This window comes from Actinomadura sp. B10D3 (assembly GCF_039871695.1).
GTDB lineage: Bacteria > Actinomycetota > Actinomycetes > Streptosporangiales > Streptosporangiaceae > Spirillospora > Spirillospora madurae.
Genome location: NZ_JBDPLY010000014.1, coordinates 1 through 22,041 on the forward strand (window position 1 = coordinate 1; position 22,041 = coordinate 22,041).

At 68.5% G+C, this 22,041-nt stretch carries 18 protein-coding genes and 4 pseudogenes; 11 read left to right on the forward strand and 11 right to left on the reverse strand.

The genetic code is table 11. From position 1 onward, the window contains the following. Positions 1-241: 241 nt before the first annotated feature. The 4 genes from ABGB11_RS21335 to ABGB11_RS21350 form a co-directional block, all read right to left on the reverse strand. Positions 242-859, reverse strand: a complete 618-nt coding sequence (locus tag ABGB11_RS21335) for a hypothetical protein (RefSeq protein ID WP_347635431.1) — start codon at positions 857-859, stop codon at positions 242-244. 226 nt (positions 860-1,085) lie between these two features. Then, positions 1,086-2,465, reverse strand: coding sequence for an IS1380 family transposase (locus ABGB11_RS21340; protein WP_347635433.1), 1,380 nt, complete (start codon positions 2,463-2,465; stop codon positions 1,086-1,088). Between the two features lie 152 nt (positions 2,466-2,617). Continuing rightward, a complete protein-coding gene (locus ABGB11_RS21345) occupies positions 2,618-3,391 on the reverse strand; it encodes a hypothetical protein (protein WP_347635435.1) in 774 nt (257 codons plus the stop codon). Next, positions 3,388-4,314, reverse strand: a complete 927-nt coding sequence (locus ABGB11_RS21350) for an ABC transporter ATP-binding protein (RefSeq protein ID WP_347635758.1) — start codon at positions 4,312-4,314, stop codon at positions 3,388-3,390. Before ABGB11_RS21350 ends, ABGB11_RS21345 begins: the two co-directional genes overlap by 4 nt. A 622-nt stretch (positions 4,315-4,936) precedes the next feature. On the opposite strand from ABGB11_RS21350, the gene ABGB11_RS21355 reads away from it, so the two are divergent. Next, complete coding sequence (locus ABGB11_RS21355; protein WP_347635437.1) at positions 4,937-5,317, forward strand: hypothetical protein; 381 nt, start codon at positions 4,937-4,939, stop codon at positions 5,315-5,317. A gap of 237 nt (positions 5,318-5,554) precedes the next feature. Here the strand turns inward: ABGB11_RS21355 and ABGB11_RS21360 are convergent. Continuing rightward, positions 5,555-5,656, reverse strand: a pseudogene (locus tag ABGB11_RS21360) (IS5/IS1182 family transposase); the annotation flags it as partial. Positions 5,657-5,692: 36 nt separating this feature from the next. Between ABGB11_RS21360 and ABGB11_RS21365 the strand changes: the two are divergent. Both ABGB11_RS21365 and ABGB11_RS21370 read left to right on the forward strand, forming a co-directional pair. Beyond that, on the forward strand, positions 5,693-7,498 hold the full coding sequence (locus tag ABGB11_RS21365) for a hypothetical protein (RefSeq protein WP_347635439.1): 1,806 nt from the start codon (positions 5,693-5,695) through the stop codon (positions 7,496-7,498). A 91-nt stretch (positions 7,499-7,589) separates the two neighbouring features. Continuing rightward, positions 7,590-8,709: pseudogene (locus tag ABGB11_RS21370) on the forward strand (IS630 family transposase). Between the two features lie 17 nt (positions 8,710-8,726). On the opposite strand, the gene ABGB11_RS21375 reads toward ABGB11_RS21370, so the two are convergent. Next, complete coding sequence (locus ABGB11_RS21375; RefSeq protein ID WP_347635441.1) at positions 8,727-9,281, reverse strand: DUF6368 family protein; 555 nt, start codon at positions 9,279-9,281, stop codon at positions 8,727-8,729. 104 nt (positions 9,282-9,385) lie between these two features. Next, complete coding sequence (locus ABGB11_RS21380; protein ID WP_347635443.1) at positions 9,386-9,736, reverse strand: hypothetical protein; 351 nt, start codon at positions 9,734-9,736, stop codon at positions 9,386-9,388. Positions 9,737-9,925: 189 nt separating this feature from the next. Here ABGB11_RS21380 and ABGB11_RS21385 point away from each other — a divergent pair. Further along, positions 9,926-10,402 (forward strand): annotated as a pseudogene (locus tag ABGB11_RS21385) (transposase family protein); the annotation flags it as partial. Between the two features lie 207 nt (positions 10,403-10,609). Here the strand turns inward: ABGB11_RS21385 and ABGB11_RS21390 are convergent. Beyond that, on the reverse strand, positions 10,610-11,731 hold the full coding sequence (locus ABGB11_RS21390; protein ID WP_347635445.1) for an SUKH-4 family immunity protein: 1,122 nt from the start codon (positions 11,729-11,731) through the stop codon (positions 10,610-10,612). A 213-nt stretch (positions 11,732-11,944) separates the two neighbouring features. Here ABGB11_RS21390 and ABGB11_RS21395 point away from each other — a divergent pair. Next, positions 11,945-12,797 (forward strand): annotated as a pseudogene (locus ABGB11_RS21395) (ISL3 family transposase); the annotation flags it as partial. A 535-nt stretch (positions 12,798-13,332) separates the two neighbouring features. Here ABGB11_RS21395 and ABGB11_RS21400 read toward each other — a convergent pair. Further along, positions 13,333-13,458, reverse strand: coding sequence for a hypothetical protein (locus ABGB11_RS21400; RefSeq protein WP_347635447.1), 126 nt, complete (start codon positions 13,456-13,458; stop codon positions 13,333-13,335). A gap of 457 nt (positions 13,459-13,915) precedes the next feature. On the opposite strand from ABGB11_RS21400, the gene ABGB11_RS21405 reads away from it, so the two are divergent. The 5 genes from ABGB11_RS21405 (at position 13,916) to ABGB11_RS21425 (ending at position 18,490) form a co-directional block, all read left to right on the forward strand. After that, a complete protein-coding gene (locus tag ABGB11_RS21405) occupies positions 13,916-14,509 on the forward strand; it encodes a hypothetical protein (RefSeq protein WP_347635449.1) in 594 nt (197 codons plus the stop codon). Between the two features lie 879 nt (positions 14,510-15,388). After that, positions 15,389-17,068, forward strand: a complete 1,680-nt coding sequence (locus ABGB11_RS21410) for an ATP-binding protein (RefSeq protein WP_347635451.1) — start codon at positions 15,389-15,391, stop codon at positions 17,066-17,068. 53 nt (positions 17,069-17,121) lie between these two features. Further along, a complete protein-coding gene (locus tag ABGB11_RS21415) occupies positions 17,122-17,553 on the forward strand; it encodes a roadblock/LC7 domain-containing protein (protein ID WP_347635454.1) in 432 nt (143 codons plus the stop codon). Positions 17,554-17,556: 3 nt separating this feature from the next. Then, positions 17,557-17,928 (forward strand): DUF742 domain-containing protein, encoded by a 372-nt coding sequence (locus ABGB11_RS21420; RefSeq protein ID WP_347635456.1) that lies wholly within the window; start codon positions 17,557-17,559, stop codon positions 17,926-17,928. Further along, a complete protein-coding gene (locus tag ABGB11_RS21425) occupies positions 17,909-18,490 on the forward strand; it encodes an ATP/GTP-binding protein (protein ID WP_347635458.1) in 582 nt (193 codons plus the stop codon). Before ABGB11_RS21420 ends, ABGB11_RS21425 begins: the two co-directional genes overlap by 20 nt. Positions 18,491-18,503: 13 nt before the next feature. Here ABGB11_RS21425 and ABGB11_RS21430 read toward each other — a convergent pair whose 3' ends face one another. Continuing rightward, a complete protein-coding gene (locus ABGB11_RS21430) occupies positions 18,504-19,058 on the reverse strand; it encodes a GAF domain-containing protein (protein WP_347635460.1) in 555 nt (184 codons plus the stop codon). A 180-nt stretch (positions 19,059-19,238) separates the two neighbouring features. Between ABGB11_RS21430 and ABGB11_RS21435 the strand changes: the two genes are divergently transcribed. After that, positions 19,239-19,400: a hypothetical protein gene (locus tag ABGB11_RS21435; RefSeq protein WP_347635463.1), complete on the forward strand. Its 162-nt coding sequence runs from the start codon at positions 19,239-19,241 to the stop codon at positions 19,398-19,400. A 204-nt stretch (positions 19,401-19,604) separates the two neighbouring features. Here ABGB11_RS21435 and ABGB11_RS21440 read toward each other — a convergent pair whose 3' ends face one another. Next, positions 19,605-21,950: a helicase-associated domain-containing protein gene (locus ABGB11_RS21440; RefSeq protein ID WP_347635465.1), complete on the reverse strand. Its 2,346-nt coding sequence runs from the start codon at positions 21,948-21,950 to the stop codon at positions 19,605-19,607. Positions 21,951-22,041: the final 91 nt, after the last annotated feature.

The following is a 22,041-nucleotide window of genomic DNA, read 5'->3' on the forward strand; positions in this document are numbered from 1 at the left end:
CTGGCCATCGCCCTGGCCGACCTCATGGGCTGGACCAACATCGCCGCCGCCAACGACCACTACCGAGCACACCCCGACCACGCACTTCAACTACTCGATCTCACTACCTGAGAACGCATTCGCCCTGACGCCTTCGAGACACGCCCTGGTCCGCAGTCATACCTATGTGATCATTCCGCCATCCGGAAATATGTTTGTATTTCACCATCCGATGACGCAGTTGGCCCTGAGAGTCGATGTCTCACCAGTTGTAAAGGAGGCGGGATAGTTCGTCACCCTCCGGAAATGGAGCGTCCACCGCCAGTGGAATGATATGGACGGCGCCCTCCTCGAACTGGTGGTATGACATGGCGTCGGATTTTGGGCCGACGATGAGGACGTTCTTATCCCGGCGCCAGGCGGCGTGACGCCAGGTGATGGGGCCGAGTGTCATGGAACTACTGCCCCGCAGTGCAACGGTGTGGTCGGGAAGCCCGATCGACGCCGTGAAGAGTTCCACGGCGTTGTTGATGACTGCTTCGAAGTCGCCTCGTGCCACATCCCGTCGGAGGGACCAGCCGGGGAATGAAGCGAAGGGATCGTCCGGGCTGGCCTCCCCGCCCACCGTGTAGAAGTATGCGAAGGGCATGAAGAAACCGTCTTCCCCGAAGACGAACTGCCCTTGATCGGTGACACGTTGCACTTCGCTCAGCTGGACGGTGTCATCAGGTTCACTCCATCCGAGGCTCAGCATCGCGGCGTCAGTCGCCTCCGGATCGTCCCACGACATGTCCGCCAAACCGATGATCTGCCTGACTTGGCCCTCGGTAACGGGACACACGGCCACGTAATCGCGAAGGTCAATCTCATCGTCGGTCACGAGGTCTCTATTCCTTTCGGCCGCGCTGGTCCAGCTGTCGGATCGCGCATGTTGGCGGGTCCTAGCCTCGATCTTTCGTGAGGTCGGTTGGGTCGCGGAGCGACCCAACCGGCTCTTGGCTTTCAGCGGCGGGTCAGCCGTTGGGCCCGACTGTCGCGTCGGGTGGGCGGGGTTCCACGGCCCCGGGGGTTCTCCTTCCTGGTGTTGATGGGACGGTTCGCGCTGGTCAGGGCGCCGGGAGCATCTGCAGGCGCCCGATCGCCGAGGCGATCAGGCCGCTCCAGGGCCAGTGGCGGGCCAGCCGGAGCCGGAGCCGTCTGCCGCCCCGTGCCAGGCGTGCGGCGGTCGAGAAGACGCGCAGGCGCAGCCGTTTGGGTTCCCAGCGGCGGGCCGGGTGATCGCCGAAGGCGAGCATCTGGGTCCAGGCGGTCAGGTCGGCGGCGAGCGCGACGAGTTCGAGCCAGATCTGGTTGGCGGCGAAGCTGTGCAGGGGCAGGTTGCGCAGGCCGGTGTCCTTGGCGCAGCGGATGCGGTCCTCGCAGCGGGCGCGGCGGCGGTGGCGCAGTTCCAGGTCGGCGAGCTGCCCGTGCTTGCCGCCGGGGCGGGTGCCGGTGACAAAGCAGGTGAAGCGGTGCCCGTCGACGTCGGTGAACCGCAGCTGTGCGCCGGGGTGGGGGCGTTCGCGTCGGACGATGACCCGCATCCCCTTCGGCCAGCCGGTCAGGTCCAGCATGCCGGTCAGCTCGGCGACCCACGCGCCCCGGCGGGGTTGGCGGTCGGCGTCGTAGGCGCACTGCCACACGTGCTCGGGCAGGGCGAGGATGGCGGCGCAGATGTCGTCGGTGAGGTTGAAGCCGATCGAGTACTTGACGCGGCGGGCGGTGACCCAGTCGAGGAACTCGTGGGTGCCGCCACCTGAATCGGTCCGGATGATGACCTGCTTGTGCAGGCGGGTGGGGATCTGGTTGAGGGCCAGGCGGCCGGCGGTGATGTGGTCGGCGGCGGTGTTGGACCCGGCGTTGCCGGGGCGCAGCAGCAGCGCGGCGGCCTCTCCGGTCCCGCCGGGGCCGTGGTCGATGAACGCGGTCATCGGATGGAACCCGAACGTGCGCTTCCACGTCGGGGCCGCATTCTCCTTCTCCGAGTGCGCGAGCACGATCGTGGCGTCCAGATCCACCGGGATCAGGTCACCGCCCGTCCCGGGGGCGTGCTCGCCGGCCAGTTCCCAGGCCCGCGCGCGGGCGGACGAACGGGCCTTGCGGATCGCCCGCAACGCCTGCGGACCGGCCTGGGCCAGTGTGGCGACCAGCCGCGACACCGTCAGATCGGACGGCACCGGCCCGAACAGCTCCGGCTCGGCCCGCAGGACCGCGATATCGGCCAGGCAGTCCCCGCCCAGCGCCATCATCACCGCCAGGTCCGCGACGACCTTGCCCGGATCGTGGGTCGCCCGCGGCTTGCGCCACCGCTCCAACCCAGCGGAAAGTGCCTGGTCGAGCCCGGTGGCCCGGAGCGTCTGGGTCAGCAGCACCCCGCCGGCCTGATCGATGATCCCGGCCCCGTCCGAAGACACCGCGAGCTTGGCATGGCGACCTGTAGTCTTCACGTGAAAAGTGCCTTCTGAACCGGTGCGGACAGGACCTTCGACAAGCCCTATCCTCCCAGCTCGGGGGCACTTTTCTTGTCTAAACGGTCACTCTCGACCCGTCGTCCGGTGAAAGCCCGAGGCTAGGCCGGCTGGGTGACGCGGGGTCGTTGTCAGGCGTCCCGGCGGTGCAGTGTGAGGTAGCCGGCGGCGACGGCGAGGGTCGCCCAGGCGGTGAGGATGAGCAGCCCGAATGCCGGTGGGTAGGCCTCGGACGCTCCGCGGACGAACGCGGCCCCGGCGATGGCGGGCATGAAGTCGGCGGCGGGGGCGGTGATGTCGTTGGACTGCAGGCTGGCGGGCAGGACCATGACGACCAAGAAGATCACGATGAGGGTTCCGACCGCGCTGCGCAGCAGAGCGCCAACGCCCAGGGCGAAGACGCTGATCAGGGCTGAGTAGAGGCCGACGGCGAGGATGTCGCCAAGCCAGGTCAATGGATCGAGTTCGCCCCAGCGGCCGAGCAGCGGCAGGGCGGCCAGTGACCCGGCGGCCGCCAGGACGATGCCGGCCAGGCCGCCGATCACGGCCGCGACCAGGGTCTTGGCCGCCAGCATCTCGCCTCCGCGCGGCATCCACTGAAGGGTCCCGCGGATCGCGCCGGTCGAGTACTCGCTGGTGATCAAGAGCATGGCCAGCCCGATCAGCACGAACTGGACCATGTCCAGCGCGCTGAACGCGATCGTCCCGATCGCGATGACGCCTTTGTCGTCCGACGGGTCGTTGTTGTCGTTGGCGCTGACCGTGAAGATGGCGAACTGGACGCAGGCAGCCCCCATCAGTACGGCCGCTGCGGCCAGGCTCCACCAGGTGCTGCGCACCGTCCACGCCTTCGTCCACTCGGCGGCCACAGCACCGGGCAGGCGGCCTGTGTTCGCGGCGGTCACCATACCTCCTGCTGGGACGCGGCGTACTCGACGCTGTCGGCGGTCAGTTCCATGTAGGCCTGTTCGAGCGTGGCCTCCTGGGAGCTCAGCTCGTGCAGCGCGACGCCGAGGCGGTGCGCCAGTTCTCCGACGGGTTCGACCGCGGTGCCCGAAAGCAGCAGCTCACCCGGCGATACCACCTCGGCGGTCACACCCCGATCGGCCAGGTGCGCGGCCAACTGCCGCAGGCCCTGCTGATGCGGGCCGCGTACCTTGACGCGCCGCCGGGAGCTTCTGGCGATGATCTCAGCGATCGGCGCGTCCGCGATCAGCCTGCCTTTCCCGATCACCACAAGCCGGTCGGCGGTCTGCTCCATCTCGCTCATCAGATGGCTGGAGACGAACACCGTGCGGCCCTCGGCGGCCAGGGAACGCATCAGCTCGCGCACCCACCGGACACCATCGGGATCCAGCCCGTTCACCGGCTCATCGAACATCAGAACCGGCGGATCGCCCAAGAGCGCCCCGGCGATCCCCAGCCGCTGGCTCATGCCGAGCGAGTACGCCCCCGCCCGCTTTCCCGCGGCGTCCGTCAGCCCCACCGTGTCCAGCACCTCATCGACGCGCCGACGAGCGATCCCGTTACTGCGCGCCATCGCCAGCAGACTGCGGCGACCCCCACGGCCGGGGTGCAGCGCCTTGGCATCCAGCAGAGCACCCACCTGGCACAGCGGATGCCGGAACTCCCCGTACCGGCGGCCGGAGACCAGCGCCGTGCCGGCGGTCGGCCGGTCCAACCCCAAGATCATCCGCATGGTCGTGGACTTCCCGGCGCCGTTCGGCCCGAGGAAACCGGTCACCAGCCCCGGCTCGATCGTCAAGGACAGGTCGTCCACGGCGGTCGTCCCGCCGTAGCGTTTCGTCAACCCGGTCAGAGTGATCACGAGTTCTCTCCGCTCTTCTTCTATGGGCAACGCTAGGAAGGAGAGGTCGCGGCCACACTGCTCGATCGTCACCGAGCACCCCCGACTTTCGTCCGGTCCACCCGGGGCGTAACCGCTCGGCGCAGCCGGAGACGAACTGCACGCTGGGAGGACATCTGGTGCCCAGCGACACCGACGGTCTGCACTGAGCCCCTATTCAACGTGAGTGTGCAGGTAACAGCCTGGTCGCCGGCGACGGATGTGGGCCGAGAATGAGCCAAGCTCCCGCCAGGCCGCCCCGGCTGCTGCTGTTGTCACACCGCCATCCTGCTCCGTCATAGCGGCCGGCTGCGTCCACCCCTGTCGAAAGACAGGGGTGGGAGATGCCTTTCGACCATGGTCAGAGAGAGGTGCCGACCACAAGGCTTCATCCATGCCTTCGCAGTCAGGTCTCCCGGCCCCCGCCCGGTAGGCCGTCGCAAGTCTTCCTGCTTTGTCGCCGTCCACGCCCCACGCGTGGGCACATCGCCAAGAACTGTCGACATCGCACTGTGGGCCAGCAGCAGGAAATTCGACGAACAAATTCAGACTGCCGGACCCCGGATGGGCCGTGCTGTCTCAACGCTTCCAGAAGGAGCATGACTTGAAAATACGCATTGGTCGTGTCATAGCGGGCGCCATGGCGCTTGCTGCCGCCGCCACCATGGCGACGATCAGCAACGCCTCGGCCGGCAGTTGGGATCACGTCTACAAGGCGCAGGGCGCGACCGTCTACGTCGAAGAATACGGCGATATCATCAAGCTGTGCGATTCGGCGGCGAACGGGCACGGCGCATGGATCAACGTCGGCGATCACAACTCCAGCTACACATTCAGCGTCGCAGGCAAGGGGTCCTGCAAGACGCGCCGGGCCAGCATGGGTACGAAATACAACATGGCCGAGAACAAGACGGTCTGGCTCTTCTGGGACGGCCTGGGGAACAGCTCGACAAATTACGGCAGCCAATTCCTCAACGACCACTGATCGATCGATTATCGCAGTCGCGCTGCGATGAGTCAGGCTGGCCGATTCTCGGAAAGTGAGATGATGAGCCAGTGACCTACGGTGCTCCGAAGCACGCGGCAGCGAGCCGGTAACGAATGAGCGCGACCTCGGGTGAGCAAGGTTGCCGAAGCCTTGTGATCACGAACCCGAGGTCGCGCTCGCGTGGCGTCTTCTCTGCTTGACGCCCTCATGCGCCACTGCAAGGGCCTTTTATTCTCAGGTGACTTCATAGTTCCGTAGGACGGCGATGACCTTGACAAGGGGTCCGGTCCTGCAAGGGCTGCAGCGCAGAATCCGCCATGACTTAAGCTGGGCGTTCACACTCATCGCGGAGACATGCACTAGCATTCGCCCATGGCAGAGATCATCGAATATGGTCGATTCACGGAACGACTCGCGCGGGAACGGCCACGCTGGGAGTTGCTGGGCGAGGTGCAGCGTGAATGGGGATATCAGGATCCGGGCGGCGACCCCCTCGTGACGCCGGAGGGCGAGGCCCCCGACTTCGAACCGGACGATTCCGACCTCATTCCCGTCGCCTTGCTCGAATGGTGGGCCTCGCCGGTCAATTCCTTCGCTTTCCGGCCTCGGCTTTACTGGACGCACCCGCAATGGCCGCCCAGCGACCCCGATTCGGTCGCCCACCCGCCGGGCGACGAGATACGCGTCTTCATGGCCGAGTACCAGTACTGCAACGAGTGGGGGTACCTCGCCTCTGAGAGCCACCTCCCCGACCCCAAGGTCATGGTGAACACCGCCGAAGGCTGGGTGGTGCAGAGCAGGTCCATCAGCGAGTTTTTCCTGCAACTGGCACTGGAACGGCTACCAGGGCATTACGGCTGGTCCCTTCGCGTGCCCCAGGACGACGTCGCCGGGAACCCCGCGATCATCGAGCGGCTGCACGCCTCGTACCGGGAACTGGGGCTGCTGCCCTGGCAGGAGACGGGCACCGACGCCCTGGCCTACGGCGCCCCGGACGCGCTGATCCATCACGGCCGCGGCCCGGGCGCCGACTACGCCCTCGTCATCCACGGCCGGACCCGCGACGCGCTGGTCCAGGCGGCCGACACGCTGGGCATCGCCTGGACGGACGAGCAGATCGAGCAACCGCAGGAAACACCGCCGCCGCTCGCCGACCTCGGTCCGGCCTCCTTCACCGAGGGCGCGACCGACGACCGGGGCTGCTGGACCGTCGGCTCCACCAGCGCCGCGATGGCCGTGCCCACCATCCCCGACATTCCCGGGCTCCGCGAACTGCCGGCCCGCACCGCGGCCGCCGCCACCAGGGACGCGAGCACGGTCGTGGCGGGAGACTCGGCCGGCCGCGTGCACATCTGGGCCGGCGACGGCACCCAGATCGCCGACCGGCGGCTGCACCGCGCGCCGGTCACCGCCATCACCTGCCAGCCACTCGGCGACGAGCAGCTGGTGATCAGCGGCGACGCCGATGGCGTGCTCCGGCAATGGATGCCCGGCCGACCCCCTGCCCGCGTGGCCTTCGACCGGCGCGGGGCCCCCGTCACGGCGCTCGCCGCCACCGCGCTCCAGACCGGCCCGGCCCTCGCCGCCGCCTGGGCCGACGGACTGGTGCGAGTCTGGGACCTGCTCACCGACGAGGTCGCCGATCTGCCGCTCGGTACCGGTGTGGAGGCTCTGGCCTTGCGCCCAGAAGGCACCCTGCATGTGACCACCGAGCGCGGCACCGCCGAGCTCCGGCTCGATCTGAACCGCCTGTGGCCGACGTACGACCTACGGAAACGGCTCCACGAGATCGACTGGGGCTCCCTATGGGCGGCGCGTGGCCCCGCGCACGAGGTTCCCGACCTGATCGCCCAAGTGGCTTCCGAGGACGAGGACACCGCCCAGGACGCGGTCAAAGACCTCTACAAACTCCTGGCCTACCGGGGCGACACGTCTCCCAGCGCGGCCGTCCACGCAGTGCCTTTCCTGGTCGAGCAGATGCTCATCCCCACCAACCGGGCCCGCAACACCCTGCTCCTCCTCATCGCCGACATAGCCGACGGCCGCGGCAAGGCACGCGAGGCCGTCCGGGAAGCCCTCCCCTCCCTGCTCCACCTCCAGAACGACGAGCACCCCCCCATCCGCTGGGCGGCAGGAGAACTCGCCCGCGCGTTCAGCACCCCGAATCCTCCGGCCTGAACCGGCTAGTGCTCTGACCGGGAAGGTTCGCCGGGTTGGTGATGGCGGCGGTTGGATGTGCAGTGACGTCCGTCCGACCGCTGGAGGTGTGGTGGCAGAGCCCGTCCGTGTCCGCAGGTTGACCGATCAAGAGGGGCAGAAACTGCAGCAGATCGTGCGCCGGGGCAGCACCAGTTCGGTGCGCTACCGGCGCGCGATGATGCTGCTGGCCTCGGCCGGCGGTAACCGGGTCTCGGTGATCGCGCAGTTGGTGCAGGCCGACGAGGACACCGTCCGCGACGTGATCCACCGGTTCAACGAGATCGGCCTGGCCTGCCTGAACCCTCAGTGGGCGGGAGGCCGCCCCCGCCTGCTCAGTCCTGACGATGAGGACTTCGTCGTCCAGACGGCCACCACCCGCCCGACCAAACTCGGCCAGCCCTTCACCCGCTGGTCCATCCGCAAACTCGCCGCCTACCTGCGGAAAGTCCACGGCCGCGTCATCTGCATCGGTCGCGAGGCGTTACGTTGCCTGCTCACTCGCCGCGGCATCACCTTCCAGCGCACCAAGACGTGGAAGGAGTCCCCGGACCCGGAGCGCAACGCCAAGCTCGACCGCATCGAGGAGGTCTTGGACCGCTTCCCCCACCGGGTCTTCGCGTTCGACGAGTTCGGGCCGCTCGGCATCCGGCCCACCGCCGGCTCGTGCTGGGCTCGGGCCGGTCACCCCGAACGGCACCCTGCCACCTACCACCGCACCCACGGCGTCCGCTATTTCCACGGCTGCTACTCGATCGGCGACGACACCCTGTGGGGTGTCAACCGCCGCAAGAAGGGAGCCGCGAACACTCTGGCCGCGCTCAGGTCGATCCGCGCGGCCCGCCCGGACGGCGCCCCGATCTACGTCATCCTGGACAACCTCTCCGCCCACAAGGGCGAGACGATCCGGGCGCTGGGCGAAGAAGAACCAGGTCGAGCTGTGCTTCACCCCGACCTACGCGTCCTGGGCCAACCCGATAGAGGCCCACTTCGGGCCGCTGCGTCAGTTCACCATCGCCAACTCCCACCACCGCAACCACACCGCCCAGACCCGTGCCCTGCGCGCCTACCTGCGATGGCGCAACAAGAACGCGCGACACCCCGACGTCCTGGCCGCACAGCGCAAGGAACGCGCTCGCATCCGCAGCGAGAAGGGCCTGCGCTGGGGCGGACGACCAGCTGTTGCCGCGTGACAGGGGCCGTCGCTTGGCTACTTGACCAGCCGGAAGCCTGGCTGGGCGACCCAGGCCCGCAGGAAACCCGCAGTTCCCAGCACCATCGGATACTCCTCGCCGGTGAGGCCCAGCGCCCCTGGAAGTCCTGCGACCACCGCCTCCTGTCCTTCCGACAGTTCGGCCTTGACCACACCTCCGAGAACATCGACGACTGCCGCGGTCAGCAGGGCCGTGGCCGCGTGGTCGATCCCGCGGTTGCAGCCGGCGCTGACATTCACAGCATGGGTCGGCTTGAAGCCGAGGACTGCTTCAACCTCGGGCTCGTCCGCGTGCTCGGCCTCGAAAATGCTCTCGTCGCCGACCCCAGGCCCCATCAGGTAGACCAGAAAGGGCCGACAGCCGTCGACCTCCTGCGCATCCAGCCCAGCCGCCTCAATGCCCAGGCGCTCCACAGGCACATTGACGTCGAAGTACCCCTCGCGCCGCTGCTCGAAGTGCGTGGAGAGCCCCCGCATCAACGCACTGAACTCACTCAGCGCAGCCGAGGAGACAGCCTCCGCAAACTCGATCACCAGCGTCGGACCAGCCATGCCGGGAGCCTAGCCTCCTGGCCAGCCCGACACCGCTCAGAATCTCGTGACCGCGAACCCAGCAGGCCAGGGCATCAAACCACCAACCCGGCGAACCTTCCCGGTCAGAGCACTAGCAGTCCATCGACGATCAGTCGGATCTCCGGCTCCAGTTCCTCGATCCGTCGCCGGGTGAACGCGGCGGACACCAGCCGGCGCAACCGGGTGTGGTCGGGCGGGTCGGCGCCGAGCAGATGCTGGTCCATCGCCGCGGCGAGATCGGCCGGAACCGAGCCGCGGTGTGGACCGTCACCGCCCTTGCCCTTGATGACGTCGGGGTGGGTGAGCGCCTCCCGCGCCTCGGCGTAACCGGTGATCAGCCATACCGGGACGCCGGTGAACAACGTGACCCGCTGCACCGGGCCGGCCGCCGCCAGCTCGGCGAACGCGGCATGCCGGACGGCCGGCGCGCTCAACGAACGGCGAGGTTACCGGGCGGGGATCCGCCATGATCAACCGCAGCCGACCCGCGACCCGCAGCGCGGTCTCGTCGGAGTGCACCACATCGGCGTGGGTGAGCCGGGAACGGATCTGCTCGGTGAACCCGCCCGCCAGCCCCAGCCCCGCAGCCGCCCGCGCCATCATCGCCGCAACCGTCCCGGCCGAGACCGGCGTGCCGGTTCGTCTCCGGCAAGAACAAGCAGAACGCGATCAAAGCCATGATGATCATCGACACCGACGGCTTCTGCGGTCAGACCGAGCCCGAAAGCTGCGCCGACATCACCCAGGCGCGCAAGTCAGGGCTGGTCGAGCTACTGGCCGCAGGTCCGCCGGTGCAGATCCTGGCCGACGTCGGCTACCAGGGACTCGGTGCCGAGACCGGCGGCCAGGTGGTGACGCCGCCGCACCGCAAATTCCGCAAGAACGCCCCGGCCAGGTACGAACAGCTGCACGCCGCGCAACGCCATGCCCATTCCGTCCGACGCATCCGGGTCGAGCACGGCATCGCCCATCTGAAGAACCGGCACTCTCTCGCCCGCCATCACGGCCGCCGCGAACACCTCGCCGATACAGCCCGAGCCACTGCAGCACTGCTATCCCACCAGCAGGCTGCAACGCACCCGGCCGAACGCCAGGCATAACCAGGCCCGCCCGGCGGACACCCGACTCGCCACCACAACCATGCACGAGGTCGTTGGGAGAGATACCCCCTCACAACCACACCTGCGCGGCCGCAGCGCGCTCGGCATCCACGCGGGCCTGGTCGGTGGCTTCGATCTGCTGCGCGGCCCCCTTGCGTGCCCGGGCCGCTGGCCGGTAACAGTCCTGGTCTCCGGGCTGAGCCCCTGCTACAGCACCCCGCCCGCCGCGTCGTGGAAGGTCTCCGGCCAGTAGCGGAAGTCGTCTTTGCCCGTTGACGGCAGGCAGGCCACCGGGTCGAAGGTGGCGAGAGCCGTGACCATGGTGTCAGCGAGATGGTGGTAGAAGTCGCCGGTGTCGCCTGTGAGATCGTAGGGACCCCTCAGCTCCTGCTCCATGGCGTACATCCACACCGCGAACGCCAGCGTGGAGACGTCGGCGTTCAGCGGCGTCAACTGATCGCACGTGTAGTGGGCGTGGTGGACTTCGCCCGTGCGCCCGTCGAGCACCACATTTAGGTCGTAGGCCAGATCGCCGATGACGAACAGATGATCGGCGGCTTGCGCGGGCGGGTTGCATCTGACGCTGTCATGCAGGTGACCAAGGCTCGGGTTTCGCAGGAACTCCTTGCGGTACTCAAGGACCGTCCGCAAAGGTTTCCCAGCTTCGCTGGCGAAAAACAGCGTGGCGTCCGCGGGCAGCCCGACTTCGCTCAGGAAACGTCGTGTCGGTTCGTGCGACAGCGCCGCAGGCAGGTTCTCAGGGGCGAACCGGACAAGCCCGTCCACGCCGAAGGCGTCCTCCACTACCTGTGCGGGCAGATCGAGCCGCAGCCCTCGCCCGGGGGACGCGATCAGCGCCATCGGCTTGATGACGGCCATGATGCGCCACAGGGTCGGCAGGCTGTACGGCCACTGGTCGGGCCCACCTGCCGGACCCCAACCGTCCGGACCCCAGCCCTCCTCGCGGAAGGCGGCCACCAGCCGCTGGAGCGCCTCCTTCACCGGTTCGGTGCCCGTATGCCCCGCCAGGTCGGCGAACCGTCCGCGCAGCCCCTCGGCCTCGGCCACTACCGCCACCATCCGGTGCAGCGCCTCGACCGACGGCGCCAGCGCATCCAGGTCGACCAGGTCGGGCCGGTAGACCTCTAGCGAGAAGACCCGACCCGTGTCGACGTCCCGCACCACCGCCTGCGCCTCCTGCTCCTCAGACAGCAGATGTCCCACGACCTCCAACCCGGCGATGTACGGATCAAGTTCGCCAGGGTCGAACTTCTCCCCGACCAGATCCACCGCACGAAGCAGGGGTGCCCCCGCGTCCCTGAACGTCACCACCGTCTGTCCATGCGTAGCAGCCAACACACGCCCCATCACAAGACTTGATTGCGTCCCCACCGTAACGGCCTCGACCTCTCGACCATGCCCTCAGCCCAGGCTGCGGCGTGACACTCGCAGGTGGGTCTGTCCAGTGAAAGGCTCTGTCGCTCTTTCGGCTCTGTCGCTCTTTCGGTGGTAGCGGAGGGTCTCAGCCTGTCGCGCTAAGGGGTGATCAAGGACGGCGGTCTTGTCGGTGTGGTGTTCTCGGGCCTGTCCGGCCTGGTCATCGACGATGTAGCGGACGAGGGCGAACAGATCCGAGTACCGGGCCCGCAGCCATGAGGGGCCGGTCCCGTGCCCGCAATGTGCCGCCGAGACCGCCCACGTCCATGCGTGGTGCGAGCGAACCGTGACCGACCTCCCGGTCGACGGGCGGCCGGTGATGGTGAACGTGCAGGTACGCCGCCTCGCCTGCCGGAACTGGCGCTGCCCACGGCGGACATTCCGGGAACATATCCCGGGAGTGCTGGAGCGCTACCAGCGACGCACCGCTCGCGTGTCCGCCCAGGTCGGAGCAGTGGTACGAGAGTTAGCGGGCAGGGCGGGTGCCCGCCTGCCCTGCGTCCTTGGCCTGCCCGTCTCGCGCCACACTGCGCTGCGGGCCTTGCTGCGGCTTTCGCTGCCGGAGGTCACGCCTCCGCGGGTGCTGGGCGTGGATGACTTCGCCCTTCGGCGCTCCCACTCCTATGCCACCGTACTGATCGATGCCGAGACCCGCCGTCGGGTCGATATCCTGCCCGACCGCAGGTCCGGCACTCTCGCAGCGTGGCTTCGCGAGCACCCGGGCGTGGAGATCGTCTGCCGGGACGGCGCCGCCAGCTACGCCGACGCCGTGCAGCAGGTCCTCCCCGACGCCCTGCAGGTCGGGGACCGGTGGCACATCTGGCACAACTTCGCCCAGGCGGCCGGCAAAGAGGTCGCCATGCACAGCGGCTGCTGGGCCTCGGCCTCACGGGTACGCAAACTCGACGGCGGAAAGACCACCACCCTGCAGCGATGGCACCAGGTCCACGATCTCCTGGATGCCGGTGTCGGCCGACGCGGTCGAGGATGGCCAGAAGGCTGCGCGCCGGCTCGGTGGCCGCGGTGGCCAGGTCGCGGGTCAGGCTCGCGCGTGCGCTCGTCCGCTCGCGTGAGGCGACTTCGCCCGACCCGTAGAACCAGACCCATTCGTCGGTCGCGTCCGCGTCGGCGCCCGCGTCGAAGAGGGCCTGGAACACAGGGGTGAGACGGGCGACGTCGTCGGCGCTCAGCTCGGCCCATCGCCGGTACCGCACGCGGGACACCGCCCACTCCAGCACCGGCCGCAGGGTGTCAGGGTGCGGAGCCGTGACCACCGCGCCGCGCTCCAGCATGAGCCTTAGGATCGCCAGGCTCTCGGTGCCGGTCGCCGGGTCGTTTCCCAGTGCGCCCGCGACGGCGGCCTCGACTGCTTCGTTGATCACGGGCTGGCGCCCGCTGATCTCCGGGGCCTCGATGAAGTTCACGTCGGCGCCGCGGTCGAGCAGCAGGCGGGCGACGTCGTGCCGGCCCGTCTTCAGGGCGACGCCCAGCGGCTACTGCCCCGCGTCCTTCTTCGGCGGGGGCTTGCGCACGGCGGCGACCAGCGTGGGGGTTTTGTCGAGCAGTTCCGTCACCAAGGCGATGTCGCCGTGGCGAACGGCCCGGAACAGCTTCTCCACCCGGAAACCCTACCGGGACGTGGGCCGGCGGGCGGCTGGTGCCACCTGGTGGACCTCTGCGCCCTCGCGCGGAATGCCGCTAGGCGGGCATCACCTGTACTGTCACTCGATGCTGTGAGCCGATTCTTCTCGCTGGGCGAAACACCCTGGCCACGACGTTGCGCACGCCGCCGGCCGCCCCGGTCGTGATCGCGACCAGGCTGCGGGGCGGGACCGTTCTGGCGCCACCGCGCGGTCTTCACAGACTCCCCGTTCCAGACGTTGCAGGCCGAGGCCCAGCACCGCGACCACGCCGGCGCAATGTTCGTCTGTGCGTCCTCAGTGAACTGTGACGAAGCCCACATTGCGACAGTCTTTTCAGAGCGGACGGTTTTTCCCCGAACCTGCACTTGATCGGATACCCGGCCGGGGCGGCTCTGCGCCGCCTGAGCCGGGAGCATCAGAGGAATGAGAACGTATGCGGACGTGGACCGGTGCTGCTCCGGTGGCCGTAGGCGCCGTGACTCTGGCGGTGATGCTGAGCGGCTGCAACTTCCTGGAGCCGGCGAAGGGGAAGACCGGCTCGGGCGCGCCGTCGGCCAAGACGGACAAGACATACCGTCTGGGCGAACCGAGCCCGCCGCAGGAGAGCACAATGCAAAAGTCCTCGGGCGCCACATTCACGGTCACGCCCACCAAGGTGCAGACCGGCACGAAAGCCGATCTGGACAACTCCGGCCTGGACAAGAAGAAGGAGGACGGCCCCCGGGTCCCCGTGTACGTGTGGGCCACCCTGACCCACAAGAGCGGCAAGGCCATGGAACTCGGCGACATGGACGACGACCTGGTCGTCAAGACGAACACGGGCGGCCGGACCAGAGCCCTCATCGTCCTCATGGGCCAGGCCAAGTGGCCGAACTGCCCGTCCTTTGACACCACGAAGATGCTGAGTGCGGGGCAGTCGGAACAGACCTGCCGGGTCTTCCTCATCCCTGAGGGCCAGCAGGTCGCCGCGGTCCAACTCTCTCAGGGCTTCAACAGCGAACCGCTGGAGTGGACGGTCACGAACTGACCGCCACCGTCCACCAGAGCACCACCGGCCGCGAGATCAAGGCTCTTGGACCACCGCACCCAGGAGCAACTCGGCCTCGCGCCAACCGGTCCAGTCAAACGAAATCGTCACGACCGCCTCCCCTCGACGGCTCCTCCGTAATCGCGTTGAACCAGCAAGGCATCGGTCAGCGCGCCAGGCTTTTCCGACCGCGAATTTTCATCTGACTCAAAGCATATCTGTTTATCGTAAGCATCCTTTCCGGCTATCAGACCGCCCCACCGGACCTCTATAGTTCCTTCACCTCTCCGAGGGTACCCTAGGCAATAACCTTCCAGAACCAAGGGCGCATTTAGTCCACCGACAAGAGAAGGGCTCATGAGCATTTTTTCGCAACGCAGGAACCCTTCAGCTCGTTTGATGCGGCCCGCCGCCATACTCGGATCGCTCCTGATACCCCGGCCTCCCAGGACCCGCGGTTCGCCGACTCCGGCTACGACCCCGGTTACTTGACCACCAAGCCGGGGTCGCGGCCGGCCTCGTTCTTCCACACGCCGGGCGCTGACCCCAGGTCCGCACCATCGGCGAGCGGCCCCGGCGACCATCCATGGCCGCTCACATTACGCGCATCGCCGTGATGTGCCGAACGTCGCGCCAGGTGACGCAGCGCCGCGGCAACGTATCTGTGGTTTGATCGAACACCGTACGCGCGACTCGTTATCGTGACTTCGATCTCCGGACGCCTCTGCACCAAGGACGTTGATGTCTGAGTTCCCTCCGCACCCCCCCGCTGCGGACCGTCAGAACCCCGGAGGTTTTGGTCGGCCCTCTCGCGGCAGGCGCCGTCGTAGCGGCGTGCGCGGCCCCCATCTGGTCATCGCTCTCCTCCCCGCCGGGCTTATGGCCTTCCTCGGCCTGGCGGCCGTCGCGATCGTGGTGACCTTGGGCTCCGGATCGCGGGAGGCCCGGCTGGCCCTGGCCACCCTCGCCACAGGGGCGATCGTCGTCCTGCTCGGTGCGGTGCACCTGGCGGGCAAGGCGGCCCGGCGGGGGCGGCTCGACAACGGCATGCCGCCCGGCCCCGACGACATGCGGCAGCGCTTCGACGAACTCGCGCTCCGTGTACTCCGAGGCCGGCAGGAACTGCATTCGTTGGCGGAGCGGCTGGCGGCGGGTGACGTTCCCGCCCCGCGCGCCATCGACGAGCGAGCCACCCCGGCCGACGATCCTGTCGTGGCCCTCGCACACGAGCTGCAGAAGGCCCAGGACGATGCGTGGAACACTGTCGTCCACTCCGCGGCCACCGCGGCCGTCGCCGCGGGCAGGCAGGCAGAGGCCGCTCGTGCACAGCAGGCAGAGGCCGCTGCCCCCGCGCCACGGGTCGAGGTCGTCGTCAACCTCGCGCGGCGCATGCAGTCGCTGACCCACCGCGCGATCCGGCGGCTCGACGCGCTGGAGAGCCATGTCGAGGATACGGACCTGCTCAAGGGCCTGTTTCAGGTCGACCACCTCATCACCCGCCTGCGCCGGCAGGCGGAGAGCCTCGCGGTGGTCGGAGGTGCCGCCTCGCGGCGGCAGTGGAGCAGCCCGGTGGGCGTGTACCAGGTGCTGCGCTCGGCCGTCACCGAGATCGAGCACTACAACCGCGTCAAGTTGGTACAGCCGTTCGAAGGAGCCCTGGACGGGGCCGCGGTCGCGGACGTCATTCACATGATCGCCGAACTGCTCGAGAACGCCACCAGGTTCTCTCCGCCGTCCACGCAGGTCCTGCTCCGCGCCGAGACGGTGACCGCGGGGCTGGCCATCGAGATCGAGGACCGCGGTCTGGGCATCCCGCGGGAGCTGCAACCCAGGCTGAACGAGATGCTCTCCGACCCCGACCGCGCCGATTCCACCGAGCTCCTGCGGGAAGGCCGGATCGGGCTGCTGGTCGTCGCCGCCCTAGCGCGCCGCCACCGGATCGCCGTCCAGTTGCAGAGCAACATCTTCGGCGGCATCCAGGCCATCGTGGTGATCCCGAAGGCGGTGCTCGGTTGGCCGGAGCCGGAACGGGATCCTCAACCCGCGGTGGCCCCTGCGGCACCACCCGTGACGGCCATCCCCGTGGCACGATCTTCGTCCGGGAGCCTCGCCCAGATGCCCCTTGCCGCTCCGGGTCCTGCTCCCGCACCGACAGATCCCGCCACCATGGCCGACCGGCCGTCCGCGCCAGCACGTTCCTCCGGTGCCGCCCCGGGCGCCACGCGTCCCCAGATACCGGGCGGCGGCGATGCGCAGGATAGTCACCGTGGCGGTATCTCCGAAGTATGGAACGACTGGGACGATCAGGGCACCGCATTGTCGCCCCGGGAAAGGGACAGCCGATCCATGCCCTCCCGTCCAACAGAGGCCTCCCCCGCCGGGCCCGGTGCCCGCTGGACGGAACTGCCGAGACGCCGCCCCCAGGCGAACATGGCGCCAGAGCTCCACAACACTCCCGCGCCCCGGCAGGACGACGAGGCAAACTTGGGCCACTCCCACGGAATGATGGCTGCATTCATGAAAGGAATGCGCAGTGTTGAGGAAAATGAACCCGAATGACAAGCCCCGTTCCCGCGGCCGGTAGTCCGCCAGAGTCTTCGAAGGAGCGCGCATTGAGTGGCGCCGCGCCGAGCCAATCCAAGGATCTCGCCTGGCTGCTGAGGGGGCTGGCCCAGGAGGTCCCCGCCATTCGCGGCAGTGCGCTGCTGTCTTCGGACGGCATGTTGAAGGCAGCGTACGGCCTGGACCGTGTCCACTCGGAATATCTTGCCGCACTCGCCTCGGGACTCTTCTCCATGGCACGGAGTGCGGGAACCAAATTCGACGGCGCCGGCGAGGTCCGTCAGGTCGTGGCCGAACTCAAGTCCAGCCAACTGTATCTCTCCTGGGCCGGACACAACTCGGTGCTCGCGGTCCTGGCCAGTGGGGACGCCGACCCGGCCATCGTCGGCCTTGAGATGGCCAGGCTTATCAGAGCCGTCCGGCCCTTCCTGGATACGGCGCCCCGCCCCTCAGCGCCCGGTTCCGGTGATCGGACACCCTAAGCCATGGTGGCCGGTGATGACGATATATGGCTTGATGACGAAGCTGGCCCGCTGATCCGCCCCTACACGGTCAACGCGGGCCGTACCCGCCCGACCATGGACCTGGACCTGCTCTCGCTGGTGGTCACCACCGGGCGCGCCACCGAGGGCATGGATCTCGAGCACTACCAGGTACTCGACCTGTGCCACTCCCCGCTTTCGGTCGCCGAGGTGGCCGCGCACATGCGTCTGCCCGTGATCGTCACGAAGGTCCTCATCTCCGATCTCGTGGACTGCGGGGCGATGGTCACCCGGACGGCAACGCAATCCCCCTTTGGCCAACCGGCCGACCGAGTCCTCCTGGAGAAGCTTCTCGATGGGCTACAACGAATCTGACGCGTTCCCCACCCAGGTCAAGATCCTGATCGCGGGTGGTTTCGGCGTCGGGAAGACGACGTTCGTCTGCGCGGCCAGCGAGATCGAGCCGCTGAACACCGAGGAACTCCTCACCACCGCCAGCATCGGGGTGGACGACCTGCGCGAGTCGACGGACAAGACGACAACCACCGTCGCCCTCGATTTCGGCCGCATCACCCTCGACCAGCACAACATCGTGCTCTACCTGTTCGGCACCCCTGGGCAGGACCGCTTCTGGTTCATGTGGGACGAGCTATGCGCAGGGGCGCTAGGCGCAATCGTCCTGGCCGACACCCGGCACCTGGACGCATGCTTCCCCGCTATCGACTTCTTCGAAAGCCGCGGCATCACGTTCGTCGTCGCGGTCAACCAGTTCGATGACGCGTTCCGCTACGATCCGGACGAGGTGCGGAAGGCGCTGGAACTCAACGGCCCGGTCCCGATCGTGAGGTGCGACTGCCGAGACCCGCGCTCGGCGACCTCGGTGCTCCGCTCGCTGGTCCAGCATCTGCTGTCGGCCACGCCGTCCCCGACAGGCTGACCGGCCGACCGCGCTAACCGGCGCCGTCCAGGAGGCCGGCCCGCCGGTACATCACCTCAACGACCTCGGCCGCCTTGGCCTTGATGAACGCGACATCCTCGGCGGTCCACTTGTGGGGCTTGGTGTCCATGACGCAGAGGGTCCCCAAAGGCTCGCCCTCCCGGTCCAGCAGCGGGGCGCCCAGGTAGGCGCGAGACCCCATGTCCTCAACGAGCGGGTTGACGGCAAAGATGTGGTAGTCGAGTACCTCGTCCAGCGCAAGGGCGTGCTTCCTTGTCACGGTGTACAGGCAGTACCCGCTGTCACAGGTGTTCGACCGCATCGAGTCGGTCTCCGGCTCGACACCACGGTCCTGCGAGGAGGGGTACAGGCCCACGAAGTGCTGCTCGGTACCGACGAGGTTGACCGCGCCGACCGGCGCGTCCACCCCCTGGGCCGCCACCCGCGCATACTCGTCGAATACGGGATCGGGGGCCGTATCAAGGCCCAGGCTCCGCCATCGCTGAATGCGACGCGGCGCATCCTCGTCGACGGGGGTCACCAGGCGGAACGCGGGGGATTGGCTCATCACAGACTCCTAGGCCGGTCGGCCGGCGGTTCCCCTATCGGGAGCCGTAACCGTCCGTCCGAAGGATATCAAGATGATCGTGAAGCCTGGCCAGACCAGCGCGTTCTGCCCCGCGAGCATGTCCGCGGAAGCTGAGCGGATCCGGCGGCGTCTGCCGCCTGCTCCTCGACGGGCTCACTGGTGGAAGTTCTGCGCGCCGACGGCGACAACGCCGTGCCGCTCGCGCCGCAACCCACCCTGGCCGACCCCGGCGAACTGGTCGACGCGTCCGGCGATCCCCCTGACACGGCAGCACGCGCCATGAGCGATCCGATCCGGGTGCTGATCGCCGACGACGAGTGAATGGTGCGCTCCATGCTGCGCACCATCATGGAGTCGGCCCCGGACATCCGCGGCTGAAGTACGTCAAGCCACGGGATGCCATCGATCCACTTCCTCGAGCCATCACGAGACGAAAAAGCGGTACGCGCAGCTCATAGCCCAGATCACGCTACGAACCCTGCACGAGATTTTCAGCGCGACACGAACATGTGGTGCGGACCATCCTCACAGGGTCATGAGAACGACCGGGGTCACGGCCTGGACGCGGCCGATGTGGAAGACCCTCTCGTCGTCACGCAGCCGGCACCATGCGGTGAGGAAGGGGGCGTCGAGGCGGATCTTCTCGATCACACGGGTGGTGGGATTGCCCTCGGCGTTGACGTAATCGATGCCGACGGCAGTGCCCGTCCGCACTGCGTGGACCAGCATGCGCCGTTCGGAAACCGACAGGTGCGGAGCAAGGTCCGCCATGCCGGCCCCGATGCCGTCGGTTTCGGCGGGCAGGTCCGGTGACGTTCCGTGCAGCCGGTCGGCCAGGTCGATCGGCGTGCGCGGCCGGGCAGCCTCGTGCTTCCCGGCCGGACGCCTCCCGCGGCGTGAGGGGCGTGCCGGTGCGCGTTCGATCAAGGGTGCGCCGGTGTCGCCCGCGCCGACCGGTACGTAACCGGCCGCCCGGAGAGCCATGAGGGTCTGGTCCACCGGCTCGGCGCTGGCGAGCACCGTGGGCGCCAGTTCCCGGAGCTTCAGCCGGCGCAGCCCTCGATGGGCCAGGATCTCGGCGAGCAGCGCGGGACGGGAGCAGCAGATCGCGCAGGCGAGCGCGGTGACGGTGACCTCGCCGTGCCTGCGGGCGACATCGTCGATCAGGTACGCCAGCGGCTGCGGCAGACCGGTGCCCGCCGCCGCCTCCAGGTCGGAACGGATCCCTTCGGCGGTGCGGCCCGCGTCCAGGGCGCGCCGCACGCTGGCCAGGCCGAACCTCCAGACCGAGGCGGTGCCCCGGGACTCGCGGTCGGCGACCAGATCCAGGAGCCCGGCCAGCCACGGCGCGGGCGGCCCGGGGACCACGGCCGTGAGGTCGCCTTGCAGGAGTACCCGTCCGCACGCCGCTTCCAGCGCGTCCACGGCGGCCTCGTCCAGCGTTGTCTGAGCCTCGGCGCCCGCCAGTACGCGTCCGGTCGCAGTGAGCGCGCCATGGGCGAGCACACCGAGCAGTTCCGCCTCCTGCCAGACGGCCGCGATGTAAGGCGGTGCCAGCTCGGCGTCCTCGAACAGGAGCGGGGACCGCCATGTCACCGCCGCGACCAGTTGCTCGGGTCCGGTCGCGCCGCGTCCTCCGGGCAGGCCCGCGAGGCTTCCGAGCACCGCGGCGCGCAACCGGGGCGCCGCCGGATCGTACGCCCGAGTGTCCAGCGAAGCGCCACGCCCCTCCTCCGGGTCGTCCAGCAATGGGAGGCGCGGCATGTGCGCCCAGGTTCGCACCATGGACGCCAAGCGCTCGGCGGCCGGCAGCGGATCACCGCCTTCGGCCGTCGGAACGAGCGCGCCGTCGCGCCAGTCCAGCAGCCCCTCGGCCGCGGCCAGCTCCAGCCAGAGCCGGACGGCGTGCTCGGAACCTCCTGTCCGCTTGGCCGTCCGCCGCAGCTCCCGGACGCCGAGGCCACCGGACTTCAAGCGGGCCGGCGGCTCCGAGGCGCAGGACCGCAGAACCGCTTCCATCTGCTCCACGGCGCGGGTCGACGCCGCGCTGAACTCCGCCGTCACCGTAGCCTCCGGCGCCGCGGCCGTGCCGACGGACGGCGCGGCCGGTGTGAAAGGCGCCTGATAGGACGGGCCGCGCAGCGCCAGCGCCACCTCCGCGGGCATGAGCGGCTCCAGCCAGTCGGGCTGGACGAGCAGTCCCCGCGCCAGCGCCCAGGCATACGGGCCGCCTTTCTGGCCGAACAGGTAGATGCCCTGGTAGTCGTCCACGCGGCCGGCGCGCGCAACCTTCTCGATCAGGCGCCGCTCCTGTTGCGGCGCGGCGGCTACGACCCGCCGCACCCGTTCCGCGTCACTCAGGCCCGCCAGAGCCGCCTCCAGCAGCTCGGCCTTGCGCTTGCCCGGGGGCTCGACTCCCAGGCCGCGGACGATCCGGCGGAGATCCTCGGCTCTCAGGTGCGGCAGCAGAACGGCGGCCGAGGGCCCCAGACCGAGCGGTCCGTCCCCGATCGGCCATTCCCTCAACGGCTCCGCGAGATGCAGCAGACCATCCGCCGGCCATACGAGGCCGCGCCGGACGAGTGCGTCCAGCACCCTCGCGAAGTCGTCCGGCGCGGCGCCCAGCAACGCCTCGGCGTCCGACCTCGCCGCAGTGCCGCCGAGGGCCGCGAGCGCCTCCGCGAACTGCACCAACGGCAGATCGCAGGCGGCGAACGCCGCCATGACCCCGCGCGGGCCGGACAGCCGTTCCGCGAGCTCACCCAACGTCGACGGCTCCGGGTCGGCCAATGCGTCCGGCCGCTCGGTCAGCAGGCCGGCCAACTCTTCCCGGCTCAACCCCGCCAGCCACGTGCCGAACGAACCCGTCACACCTCGTTCTTTCTGCGCCACCCGCCAACGATGCCACCGCGCGCACCCGTCGGCGAACCGAACAACAGATCCACACCAAGTCGACCGGCAA